A 12,301-nucleotide genomic window follows, 5' to 3' on the forward strand; every position below is an offset into this window, starting at 1 on the left:
CTGTAACTCTTGTTCTTCGTATTGTTCTGTGTATCTCTGTTCCTGCTGTTGAGGGTAAAATGGTTGCCTTGGGTAAGGCGGTTGATTATTATAGAACATGTTTATTCCTCCTTCATGATGATGCCTACCACCTAGTGTATGGGCAGACAAGAAAATATGTGATGAAAAAATGCGGGCGTGTTACAATAAGTAACTGGGTGAAGATAAAATGACAAAACAAGAAAAAATCCAAAAAACAATTACTTTTGTAAAACATATTTTAGAAAAAGATGCGAGTGGGCATGATTGGTATCATATTGAGCGTGTACATAAACTGGCGATTTCTTTATCTGAGCAAGAAGGTGGAAATCGTTTTATAATTGAAATGGCAGCATTACTTCACGATGTGGCAGATGAAAAGCTAAATGAAAGTGAAGCAGCAGGAATGAAAAAAGTTTCTGATTGTTTAGAAGAGTTACGTGTTGAAGAAGAGGAAAGTAAACATATTCTTCATATCATCGCCAATATGTCTTATAAAGGTGGCCATGGCGGCACAGTAGAGTCACTTGAAGGGAAAATTGTTCAAGATGCGGATCGTTTAGATGCTCTTGGTGCAATTGGAATTGCTCGTACATTTGCATATGGCGGGGCAAAAGGGAGATTAATGTATGACCCAACTATTCCGCCGCGTGAAGAAATGACGAAAGAAGAGTATAGAAAAAATAATGATCCATCTTTAAATCATTTTTATGAAAAACTTTTGAAATTAAAAGATTTAATGAATACGAATGCAGCAAAACAAGAGGCTGAAATTCGTCATCGTTACATGGAACAGTTTATTGAACAATTTATGAAAGAGTGGAATGCACAAATATGAAAATGTTAACTGTGGAGAACTTATCAAAATCATATGGAGAAAAGCCGTTATTTGATGGATTATCATGTAGTATTACAGAAGGACAACGTGTCGGAATTATTGGTGTAAACGGAACTGGTAAATCGACATTATTAAAAATTATTGCAGGATTAGAAACTCCTGATACAGGTGATATGACGCATTCACGTGGGTATACAATTAGTTATTTATCACAGCAACCAGATTTTGATGAAAAACTAACAGTATTAGAGCAAGTGTTCCATGGTGATACACCTTTAATTCGTCTTCTTCGTGATTATGAAAAAGCGCTATTAAATATTGAAAAAGATCCAAGTAATGAAAAAGTACAGGAACAATTATTTGCAGTGCAGCAACGTATGGATGCAATGAGTGCATGGGAAGCAAATGCAAATGCGAAATCTCTTCTAACGAAATTAGGAATTACAGATTTCACTGCAATTGTTGGAAATTTATCTGGTGGACAGAAAAAACGTATCGCAATGGCACAATGTTTTATTGAAACACCTGATTTATTAATTTTAGACGAGCCTACGAACCATCTTGACCATGAGACAGTTGAATGGTTAGAAGAATATTTAGCAAGATATACAGGTGCGGTATTACTTGTAACCCATGATCGTTATTTCTTAGATCGTGTGACGAACCGTATTTTTGAATTAGATAATGGTAAATTATATAGCTACGAAGGAAACTATAGTACATTTTTAGAAGCGAAAGCACTTCGCGAAGAGCAAGAATTGGCACAAGAATCCAAACGCCAAAATTTATATCGTCGTGAACTTGCTTGGATTCGTCGTGGTGCAAAAGCCCGTTCTACGAAACAAAAGGCGCGTATTCAGCGTTTTGATGAGCTAAAGGAACAAGAAGGACCAGCTGCAAAACAGTCAGTTGATATTGCACTAAGTGGAAGTCGTCTAGGAAAGAAAGTACTTGAGTTAAAAGATGTAACGAAAAAATTTGGCGATAAGACGGTATTACATAATTTTAATCATATTGTGAAACCAGGTGATCGTATTGGAATTATTGGGGCGAACGGAAGCGGGAAATCTTCTCTATTAAATATGCTTGCAGGTAAGTTATCTCCTGATAGTGGTGAAGTTGAAGTAGGACAAACTGTAAAAGTTGCTTATTATACGCAAGAAAATGAAGAGATGAATTTAAATCAGCGTATGATTGAATACATTAAAGAGATTGCAGAAGTTATTCATACAACAGATGGAAAAGTAATTGGTGCATCTCAAATGTTAGAACGTTTCTTATTCCCGACTCATTCACATGGTACACCGCTTGGTAAACTATCTGGTGGTGAAAGAAGACGTTTATATTTATTACGTATTTTAATGGGAGAACCAAACGTACTTTTACTTGATGAACCTACGAACGATCTAGATACACAAACATTAACAGTACTAGAAGATTATTTAGAAGATTTCCCAGGTGTCGTTTTAACTGTATCGCATGACCGTTACTTCTTAGATAAGGTAGTAGATGAACTGTTCATCTTTACTGGCGGAGGCGAAGTGCGTGAGTTCCTAGGTAGTTATACAGATTATTTAGAAATGGAAAAAACGAGAGAACTTATGGAGAAAGCGGAAGTTCAAAAAGAGAAAAAAGTAGTAGAAGAAGCTCCAAAACAACAACGTAAACGTAAACTTTCATACAATGAGCAGCGTGAATGGGAAACGATTGAAGATACAATTGCCGAACTTGAAGAGAAAATTGAGTCAATTGGGGAAGAACTTGCGAAAGTTGGATCTGACTTCACAAAGGCACAAGAATTATCTGAAGCACAGCAGAAAACAGAAGAAGAGCTAGAAAAAAAGATGGAAAGATGGAGTGAACTATCAGACATCGTTGAAGGATTAAAATAAAAACAAGCTGCATATATTGAAAAGTAAAGAGAAAAACTTTACACTATTGGTAGAACCTATTTTAGGAGGGAAAAAATGAGAACATCTAATCCAATGTTGAAAAAAGAGGCATTCCGTAAAGAGGGAGCAAGCGCTTCTGCGATGACGATTGGCGGAACAGTAGGCAAAACGTTCATTATGCTTATCTTGCTACTTGCAACGTCTGTCTATTCATACATACAAATGATGCAGGGGACGATGAAGATGCCAGTATTAATTGGTGCTTTAATCGTTGCGGCAATCATCGCATTTGCGTCTATGTTCTTCCCGCGTATTTCACCTTTTGGTGCACCAATCTATGCAGCGGTAGAAGGGGTTGTGTTAGGAAGTATTTCAGCAGTTTATACAATGAAATTTGGCGATTCTATCGTTTTAAATGCTGTATTACTAACAATCTCAATTCTATTTGCAATGTTAGTGTTATATGCAACACGCGTAGTAAAAGTAACGGATAAATTCCGTACAGGCGTTATGGCAGCAACACTTGGAATTATGGTTATGTATTTAGTCGTATTCCTACTAAATATGTTTGGTGTAACTGTTCCATACATTCACCAAGGTGGTACAATCGGTATTATTATTAGTGCAGTTGTTATCGTAGTTGCTGCATTAAACTTATTACTAGATTTCGATTTAATCGAAAATGGTGTACGTAGTCAAGCTCCGAAATATATGGAGTGGTATACTGCGATGGGACTAATGCTTACATTAGTATGGTTATACTTAGAAATTCTTCGTTTCGTTTCTTACTTTACGAAAAATGACTAATAAAAAAATCCTGCATGAAAAATGCAGGATTTTTTTATTTTTAAAGATAAATTGATTTTATGGTATAATATGGATATTGGTAACTTGAGTTAAGGGGGGATGGAATATGATGAAAGAGAAGAAAGTGATTATGAAAAAGCTATTTTCTAAAAGTTTTTTCATAGAACTAGATGATGCTTTAACGTATCCATCATCAAAAGTCATTACTTTAGCAATAGAGAGATATGCGGCTGAATGCAATGAAAGACTAAAATTTGAGAGTAAAGTTAAACCGATTACTTTCTACTTAGAAAATGTAATGTACCGTGCTGAAATAAAGATGGCTCGCGGAGGATATTACATATCTTGTACTGAAGTGTAATAAATTTTGAAACTATACATGTTTGAACTATGTATGGTTTCTTTTTTTGTTTTGTAAGGTCCAAAATAATACTTTCTACTTACGGATATATCATTTTGTGCTTTTTACCATTCAAACATTTCTCCTTACAATGAAGAAAAACATGTGAGGTGGTATAACTTATGATGAATCGAGTTGTATTAATCGGTAGATTGACAAAGGAGCCAGAATTATACTACACAAAACAAGGCGTCGCTTATGCACGAATATGTGTTGCGGTGAATAGAGGATTTCGAAATAGTTTAGGTGAACAACAAGTCGATTTTATTAATTGTGTCGTTTGGCGCAAATCGGCTGAGAATGTAGCTGAATATTGTAAGAAGGGATCGCTCGTTGGGATTACAGGGCGTATTCAGACGAGTAATTACGATGATGAACAAGGCAAGAGAATATATAGAACTGAAGTTGTGATTGAGAGTATTACCTTTTTGGAGAGAAGGCGGGAGGGGGCATCGTAATAAAAGGTGATTTTAAGTAATAGCTTCGGAAAAAATTGTGGAAAGTATTTTAATAAACTTAAAGAGGGGATACCGCCAGCTTTTTTGAAAAAACAAGTAAAGAGTATACAAAATTTTAGAACGTTTTTTGGCTAATCCAGTAACAAACGAGAATCGTAAAACCCATCACAGGATAGGAATGTATAAAAAGATGAATCGAGTGATAGAAAATAAAAAAAGGGATTCCTTCTGAGCGTAAGGAATCCTCCTTTTTGTTGCTACCGATAATAGGACGTTATGTTAATTAGAAATGTATACGATATTCATAAAATCCGAACTGTTCAATTTGTTAAAAAAAACTATAGCTGAAATTCTTTCTTTATAATTTCAGCTACTTCTGTAGCATTTAAATTCGTATTATTGATTCTTATATAATTTTTCTCTGTAATTTCTCCTTCTCTTGAATTTAATCTAAAATTTTCAAATGTGCTTAATAAATTTTGTTCAGATTGTTCAATATTTCTTTTCGTTGGCTTATGTTCAAGTCGATGAGGTGTTTTATTTCGTTGAAGTCTTTCTTCTACATCAGCTTCTAATTCAACAAAATAAATATCAACCCCTTGGGAACGAAAAATATTACATATACTTTCAACATCATCCCAATCGTTCTTTTCATTAAACGCCCATACGTATGTGAAAATCATTCCATAATGTTCACTCTTTGAAAATGATTGAAATATTTCCTTTCGAAAAAGATGGGTCAATCGCCACATTTCCGAAGAGAATCCATACAATGGCTCCAATAAATCAATTGTCATATGGTTATGAAATAATTTTAAATTAGTCATCTTTGCTAGTTCTTGTCCAACTGTCATTTTCCCAACTGCTTGTGGCCCAAATATCAAAACAAACTTTTTCATCGAATTCCCTCCAAAAAATAATAAGACATTAATTACAAAATAAGAGATTCTGTAAATGTATCATAATCAAAATATTTTGTAGAATCTATATACTTTTCTGCCTTTTGTATTATAAAAATAGTTGTCTTCCAATAACGAAAAATATGTAAATAAGCTATCCATATGGATAGCTTATTTACATATTTTTTTGTTTAGCGTGTTTTTTTCAAAAATAATGGCGATGCCTCAAGAAATGGATAAAAAATAAAAATCATCGGAAACGAAAGCTTTTAAAATCCCGTTCCTAATTTAAAATGTAAAAAGAATGAAATAGTATGGTAGCGGGAAGAAAGTAGTAAAATTAAGCATCCGAGTAGGAGTATAGAGTGATAACATGTTACAATACAGCTAAGAACATGCAATAAAGGAGAGTTTTTTACGTGAAGATTAAAGCAATTGAACCGACGCCAAGTCCAAATACAATGAAAGTTATTTTGAATGAAGTATTACCATCAGGAGCGCGTAATAATTATACTAATGAAAATAAAGAACAAGCACCAATGCAAGTGCAAGAAATTTTGAAAATTGAAGGCATTAAAGGTGTGTATCATGTAGCCGACTTTTTAGCAGTGGAGCGAAATGCGAAGTATGACTGGAAAGTTTTATTACAACAAGTTCGTGCTGTTTTCGGCGAAGAAGTATTGGAAGAAAGTGAAGAACAACAACTTGCTCATTTTGGAGAAGTGAAAGTGTTTGTTCAAATGTTCTTTACAATTCCAATGCAAGTAAAGTTAACAGATGGAACGACGGAAGAACGTGTTGGTTTACCAGATCGTTTTAAAGAATCAATTATGAAAGTGCAAATGTCTGCACCAAACGTTGTAAAAGAGCGTAAATGGGTAGAACAAAGTACACGTTACGGTAATTTTGAAGAAATCGGGAAAGAAGTAGTGGAAGAGATTGTTGCTGCTTATTCAGAAGAACGTGTAAATGAAACGGTTAAAGAATTATTAAATCAAGCAGGTGCTGTTGAAGTAACGATTCAAAAGCGTGAGCCATATAAAGTAACAGAAGAGATGATGAAAGATTCTGACTGGAAAAACCGTTTTGCAGCATTAGAACAAATGGATCCTACTGAAGAAGATATTCCAGTGTTGAAGATGGCGTTAGATGATGAAAAAGTTTCAATACGCCGCTTAGCAACAGCGTATTTAGGTATGGTAAAAGGTGATGAAGTATTACCGTTATTATATAAAGCGTTGTTAGATCGCTCTGTAAGTGTTCGCCGTACTGCAGGAGATTGTTTATCAGATGTAGGTGATCCGGCAGCGATGTTCGTTATGATTAAATCTCTGAAAGATCCAAGCAAATTAGTACGCTGGCGTGCAGCGATGTTCTTATTTGAACTTGGAGATGAAAGTGCGATTCCAGCATTAAAAGCAGCGCAAGATGATCCAGAGTTTGAAGTAGCGATGCAAGCACGTCTAGCATTAGAGCGTATTGAAGGCGGAGAAGAAGCAAAAGGTTCTGTATGGAAACAAATGACGGAGTCACGTAAAGGGGAATAATGTATGATTGTTTTCTATGATAGTTGGTGTCCGATGTGTACGGCCGTTGCAGAACGTACGAAAAAATTAGATAAAAAGGGTAAGATGAAATTTGTTTCATTTCGAAATGAAGATGTAGTTGAGAAGTATGAGCTTTCTCAAGAACTACAAAGTAAGATGGAACAAAGACTGTATATTTTTAAAAATAATAAGTGGTATGACGGTATTCAGAGCATAGATGTATTAGCAAAGGCCGTTCCATCTTATTGGTTTGCAGTTCCTTTTATAAAGCTATCTATCGTACTTGGTTTTGGAAGTAAAGTATACGATTATATCGCTAATAATAGAAAACTTGTTCCAGTGGGACATTGCCGCGGTGGGGTTTGTGAAATCCCTACAAAAAAATGAAATCATCGTTATCTTTCTTTTGCACCTATTAATAGAGCGTGATATGATGAATTTGGAATGAAAGTTGAAGGAGAGATTACAAGATGTCAAATGCTTATGAAGAATACATGCGCCAAATGGTAATCCCAATGCGCCAAGAGTTAGTGCGTTCTGGGTTTGAAGAGTTAACTACAGAAGAAGCTGTAACAGAATTTATGGAAAATACATCAGGTACAACTTTAGTAGTTGTAAACTCTGTTTGTGGTTGTGCAGCTGGTTTAGCACGTCCATCAGCAGGTCAAGCGGTTGTTCGTGCTGAAAAACAACCTGATCATCTTGTAACTGTATTCGCAGGTCAAGATAAAGATGCTACCGCAAAAATGCGTGAATACTTCGGAGAAATCCCTCCATCTTCACCATCTATGGCATTATTAAATGGAAAAGAAGTTGTTCACTTCATTCACCGTCATGAAATTGAAGGTGCAACTATGGACGAAATTATTACGAACTTAGAGCAAGCTTTCGAAAAGAATTGCTAAAGAAGGGGGAGAGTAAATCTCCCTCTTTTCTTTATATAGAGGTGAAAGAATGATAGTAACAACAGCAGGAAGAACAAATAAAGAAATGACAGCATATGCAAAGGAGGTAGCAGAAGAATTAAATCGTTCTTTTATTTTACGTAATGATATACCAGTGCATAAATTACATGAGCAGTATGAACAAGATGTACTTGTCGTAGGAAAGAACCGATTAGCTATTTATCCGAAAGGTACGGAAGAATCATTTTTCTTTCATCCGAACTCAGCGATGTTTCGTGTGAAAAGGTTAATGCGTGGAGAGCACGATCCGTTTGTACAAGCTGCTAAATTAGAGAGCGGAATGACAGTGTTAGATTGTACGCTCGGTATGGCATCAGATAGTATTGTAGCTAGTTATGTTGTTGGTGAAAGTGGAACAGTAACAGGACTTGAAGGCAATGAATATATGGCTTATATCATGAAAAATGGTTTGAAAACATGGTCTTCATCTGTTTCTGAAATCGATGAAGCAATGCAAAGAATCCTAGTAAAGCAAACGGAGCATTTTTCATTTTTAGCGCAATGTGAAGACGATAGTTACGATGTCGTTTACCTTGATCCTATGTTTGAAGAAACTGTCATAGAATCTGACGGAATTAAAGGATTAAAACACTTCGCTTTGTATCATGATATTACTGATGAAACAATTGCGGAGGCGAAGCGAGTGGCGAGAAAGCGTGTCGTATTAAAAGATCATTTCCGTAGTTCTAGATTTGAAAAACACAATTTTCACGTATACAAAAGAAAAAGTGCTAAGTTTCACTTTGGTGTAATTGACCCTTGCTAATTGTTTGAAAAGATGTATAATAAGCAATAATTAATTAAATATACTGTCTGTGATGAAGAGAGTAGTCTTTTTTAGAAGGAAAGCGAGCTGGGGATGGTGTGAGCCTAGTACGGAAGAAAAAGATGAAGCGCACTTCGGAGATGCTTCTTGAACGAATAGTAGAGAAAGCCGAGGCCCCCTGTCCTCGTTATAAACGGGAAAGTGGTTCGTAACGAACAACAAGGGTGGTACCACGGGTTAAAACTCGTCTCTTTTTTAGAGACGAGTTTTTTGTGTTTTAAAAAATAAGGAGGTTAAATCATGGATTATAAAATGCAGTTTGCGGAAAGTTTATCTAATATTTTCACGAATGAACTAACGCAAAAACAAATTTTAGATTTAATTGAAACACCGAAACAAGATGAATTTGGAGATGCAGCGTTCCCATGCTTTTCATTAGCAAAGAAATACAAAAAAGCACCAGCTATTATCGCAAAGGAAGTTGCTGAGAAATTAAATAATCCGTTTTTTATGAAAGTAGAAGCCGTTGGTCCTTATGTAAATGTATTTTTCAATCGTGAAACTGTAAGTGATGCAGTATTAAAAACAGTTTTAGCGGAGAAAGAAGAGTTCGGTCAAAACCACTTTGGCTGTGAAAAAACAGTAGTAATTGATTATTCCTCTCCTAATATCGCGAAACCTTTTTCGATGGGGCATTTACGTTCTACAATGATAGGAAATTCGCTGAAACATATCGCTGAAAAATGTGGCTATGAAGTTGTAGGAATCAATTATATTGGTGATTGGGGAACGCAGTTTGGAAAATTAATTACCGCATATAAAAAATGGGGAAATGAAGCAGTAGTTAAAGAGGATCCAATACGTGAATTATTTAAGTTATACGTTCAATTCCATGAAGAGGTAAAAGACGACGAAGAACTAGAAGAAGAAGGGCGTGCTTGGTTTAAGAAATTAGAAGAAGGTGATGAAGAAGCTGTTGAGCTTTGGAATTGGTTCCGTCATGAGTCCCTTAAAGAATTTTCTCGCATTTATGAACTTCTCGGTGTTGAATTTACTAATTTTCAAGGAGAAGCATTTTATAATAACTTAATGGAAGATTTTATTGGGATTTTAGAAGAGCATGATTTGCTTGAAGAATCAGAAGGCGCATTAGTCGTTAATTTAGAAGAAGAAGGAATGCCGCCCTGCTTAATTAGAAAATCAGATGGTGCGACGATTTATGCAACGCGTGACTTAACAGCAGCTTTATATCGTCAAAACACTTATGGGTTTGATAAAGCGCTATATGTTGTTGGTCCAGAACAAAGCTTACATTTCAATCAATTTTTCACTGTATTAAAAAAACTTGGCTATACTTGGGTTGATGGTATGGAACACGTACCGTTTGGCTTCATTCTAAAAGATGGTAAGAAAATGTCGACACGTAAAGGAAGAGTTATTTTACTTGAAGAAGTACTCGAAGAAGCAATCGAACTTGCAAAACAAAATATTGAAGAGAAAAATCCAGACTTAAAACAAAAAGAAGTAGTAGCAAAGCAAGTCGGTGTTGGTGCAGTCATCTTCCACGATTTAAAAAATGAGCGTATGCACAATATTGAATTCTCATTAGAAAACATGCTGAAATTTGAAGGAGAAACAGGCCCGTACGTACAGTACACACATGCACGTGCTTGTTCTATTTTAAGAAAAGAAAGTGTAGAATTTGAAACATGTACATTTGCTTTAAAAGACGATCATAGCTGGAGTGTCGTAAAATTACTAAATAAATTCCCGCAAATAATTGAAGCAGCTTTCAATAAAAATGAGCCATCGATTATTTCGAAATATGTATTAGATGTAGCACAATCATTCAATAAATATTACGGTAATGTTCGTATATTAGAAGAGAGCAAAGAAAAAGACAGCAGACTCGCATTGGTTTATGCTGTGACGGTTGTATTAAAAGAAGGATTACGTTTACTTGGGGTGGAGGCACCTGAGGAAATGTAACATAGTAGTAAACTGACAAACTGGGTCTAGTATAAACCTGGTTTGTTTTTTTATTGGATATATATTTTTTTTGCAAAATCAATTAAAATCTTTTTAGAGAGGGTGATTCATATTGATTCGAACTTTTATTTTACAAATTCCTTGTCATAGAAGATTAGATAGGAGTTTTTTTAAACTACAAAAGTACATACCTTTATGTGCGCGTTGTACAGGCATGCTTATTGGTATTTTAATGTTTCCAATTTATTTTTATATGACACCTTCATTTCTTTTGGCAATCATACTATCATTTTTCGCTCAAATGCCGTTACTTATCGATGGGTTCACCCAAAAGTGGAAATGGAGAAGTAGCTCAAATTTGCTAAGAATAACTACTGGTGTATTAAGCGGTAATGGTATGGGATTATTCATTTCCTCTAGTGTTATATGGATATTATCTTAAGATATATAGTAATGGAGGTATTTACATAGATGTTCTGGATTTATTTAATTCTAATTTTTATTTCAGGCGGAAGTGGAATTGGTTTTATGACTCAAAATAAGTATACAGAAGCAATAATAGCTTTTGTTATTTGTATACTATTGTTTGGGCTACTGTATTATTATCTTAAAAGAAACAAAAGAAAGAGAAAAGCAGATTGTGACGATTTAGACTGTACGGATTGTTTTGATTGTGATTGTACTTGTTAAATTTTTCTTCCAAATAAAAAGCTAGTGTATTATTAAAAATACACTAGCTTTTTTGCTTTGAAATTTTAAGAAAAGTGTAGGAATACGGCTATTATATAGAGAACTTTAGTTTTGTATATAAAAGGAGGCGGGAAAATAATCTGTTTTGAACCACATTGGATTTCTAATATGGCTTCTTATTTACTAGATGGGGAGAAACAATCGGAATTTATTCAGCTAGGTGTTTTGCAGAAATTATTTGAAAGTGATACGCAAAGAAATGGTAAAGATGGCAATATAGGCATGAAAATACCGATATATTTAAGTGAATTAGGTGTGAAAAATATTGAATGTAGAGTAAGCGATAAAGTGAACTTTTTAGATTCAAATATGCATCACAATGATAAAAACGATTTGTATCAATCATTAAAAGAAGAGGGGATTGCAGGTGATCCGGGTGATAAGCAACAATTTGTAGAACGTTTAATAGCCAGAGGATTAACATATGATAATGCGCTAGCTCAATATGAAGCTGAACTACGATTTTTTAAGGCATTTCATCTTCATTCTTTTTTAGTATATGCTCCGAATATGAAAATTACATTTGGTGAAATAGAATGTTGAAAGATAGTGATTTATTAAGGAGTGCTACCTTCAATATATGGAACCATGATAGTCTTTGGGTGGAGAGATTAGAAGCTATTTGTGAGGAAATTCGAACTATTTCTCCACATATTCTTGCTCTACAGGAGGTTAGAAGTTGTGTTAATTTGAATTCAAAGAAAAATGTTGCACAGTATATAGCGGGTCAAATAGGGTATCCGTTTTGTATATTTAAGGAGTACCCTGATTTAATGAATGAGAAAAATGTCATTTTTTGTTGGTAAGTCGATATTCACCGTATAATCGCTGATATATCTTGAAAATCGCCGATATATTTTAAGAATCGCTGATATATTTAAATTATCGCCGGTATAATTTCATGTACTGTTTTTAACTGACAAAAGATAGGATATACATGTTACGTTATTCTATATAATCAAACAAAATACA

General features: G+C 34.7%; 13 protein-coding genes, 2 pseudogenes and 1 other annotated feature. Of the genes and pseudogenes, 14 read left to right on the forward strand and 1 reads right to left on the reverse strand.

Annotated elements, in window-relative coordinates:
- Window positions 1-208 precede the first annotated feature (208 nt).
- From MR160_RS30615 to MR160_RS30635, 5 genes are all read left to right on the forward strand, one after another.
- Window positions 209-856, forward strand: a complete 648-nt coding sequence (locus MR160_RS30615; RefSeq protein WP_044784192.1) for an HD domain-containing protein — start codon at window positions 209-211, stop codon at window positions 854-856.
- Complete coding sequence (locus MR160_RS30620) at window positions 853-2,748, forward strand: ABC-F family ATP-binding cassette domain-containing protein (RefSeq protein WP_000783164.1); 1,896 nt, start codon at window positions 853-855, stop codon at window positions 2,746-2,748. Before MR160_RS30615 ends, MR160_RS30620 begins: the two co-directional genes overlap by 4 nt.
- A gap of 75 nt (window positions 2,749-2,823) precedes the next feature.
- Window positions 2,824-3,555 carry a Bax inhibitor-1/YccA family protein gene (locus tag MR160_RS30625; RefSeq protein WP_001260655.1) on the forward strand — a complete coding sequence of 244 codons (732 nt, stop codon included), beginning with the start codon at window positions 2,824-2,826 and terminating at the stop codon, window positions 3,553-3,555.
- Window positions 3,556-3,661: 106 nt separating this feature from the next.
- Complete coding sequence (locus tag MR160_RS30630) at window positions 3,662-3,916, forward strand: DUF4318 domain-containing protein (RefSeq protein ID WP_044784191.1); 255 nt, start codon at window positions 3,662-3,664, stop codon at window positions 3,914-3,916.
- A 161-nt stretch (window positions 3,917-4,077) separates the two neighbouring features.
- Window positions 4,078-4,413, forward strand: coding sequence for a single-stranded DNA-binding protein (locus MR160_RS30635; RefSeq protein WP_000982014.1), 336 nt, complete (start codon window positions 4,078-4,080; stop codon window positions 4,411-4,413).
- Between the two features lie 338 nt (window positions 4,414-4,751).
- Here MR160_RS30635 and MR160_RS30640 read toward each other — a convergent pair whose 3' ends face one another.
- Window positions 4,752-5,312: an AAA family ATPase gene (locus MR160_RS30640; RefSeq protein WP_000714952.1), complete on the reverse strand. Its 561-nt coding sequence runs from the start codon at window positions 5,310-5,312 to the stop codon at window positions 4,752-4,754.
- 419 nt (window positions 5,313-5,731) lie between these two features.
- Between MR160_RS30640 and MR160_RS30645 the strand changes: the two genes are divergently transcribed.
- The 9 genes and pseudogenes from MR160_RS30645 to MR160_RS35190 form a co-directional block, all read left to right on the forward strand.
- Entirely contained in the window at window positions 5,732-6,859 is a 1,128-nt protein-coding gene (locus MR160_RS30645) for a conserved virulence factor C family protein (RefSeq protein WP_000692564.1), read from the forward strand.
- A gap of 3 nt (window positions 6,860-6,862) precedes the next feature.
- Window positions 6,863-7,246: a thiol-disulfide oxidoreductase DCC family protein gene (locus MR160_RS30650; RefSeq protein ID WP_000634884.1), complete on the forward strand. Its 384-nt coding sequence runs from the start codon at window positions 6,863-6,865 to the stop codon at window positions 7,244-7,246.
- Window positions 7,247-7,329: 83 nt separating this feature from the next.
- The gene (locus MR160_RS30655) at window positions 7,330-7,764 is read left to right on the forward strand and encodes a BrxA/BrxB family bacilliredoxin (RefSeq protein WP_000063708.1); all 435 of its coding nucleotides are present in this window, start codon (window positions 7,330-7,332) and stop codon (window positions 7,762-7,764) included.
- Between the two features lie 49 nt (window positions 7,765-7,813).
- On the forward strand, window positions 7,814-8,590 hold the full coding sequence (locus MR160_RS30660; protein WP_000637432.1) for a class I SAM-dependent methyltransferase: 777 nt from the start codon (window positions 7,814-7,816) through the stop codon (window positions 8,588-8,590).
- Between the two features lie 40 nt (window positions 8,591-8,630).
- Window positions 8,631-8,845, forward strand: a binding site (T-box leader).
- Between the two features lie 45 nt (window positions 8,846-8,890).
- Complete coding sequence (argS, locus tag MR160_RS30665) at window positions 8,891-10,579, forward strand: arginine--tRNA ligase (protein WP_097825957.1); 1,689 nt, start codon at window positions 8,891-8,893, stop codon at window positions 10,577-10,579.
- A 112-nt stretch (window positions 10,580-10,691) separates the two neighbouring features.
- Complete coding sequence (locus MR160_RS30670) at window positions 10,692-11,021, forward strand: DUF2085 domain-containing protein (protein ID WP_000621478.1); 330 nt, start codon at window positions 10,692-10,694, stop codon at window positions 11,019-11,021.
- 29 nt (window positions 11,022-11,050) lie between these two features.
- Window positions 11,051-11,269: a hypothetical protein gene (locus tag MR160_RS30675; RefSeq protein WP_000498604.1), complete on the forward strand. Its 219-nt coding sequence runs from the start codon at window positions 11,051-11,053 to the stop codon at window positions 11,267-11,269.
- A 117-nt stretch (window positions 11,270-11,386) separates the two neighbouring features.
- A pseudogene (locus tag MR160_RS30680) lies at window positions 11,387-11,872 on the forward strand (methyltransferase); the annotation flags it as partial.
- A pseudogene (locus MR160_RS35190) lies at window positions 11,866-12,111 on the forward strand (hypothetical protein); the annotation flags it as partial. The pseudogenes MR160_RS30680 and MR160_RS35190, both read left to right, overlap by 7 nt.
- Between the last annotated feature and the right edge of the window lie 190 nt (window positions 12,112-12,301).

The organism is Bacillus cereus group sp. BfR-BA-01382 (assembly GCF_022663475.1).
GTDB classification, from domain to species: Bacteria; Bacillota; Bacilli; order Bacillales; family Bacillaceae_G; genus Bacillus_A; species Bacillus_A thuringiensis_S.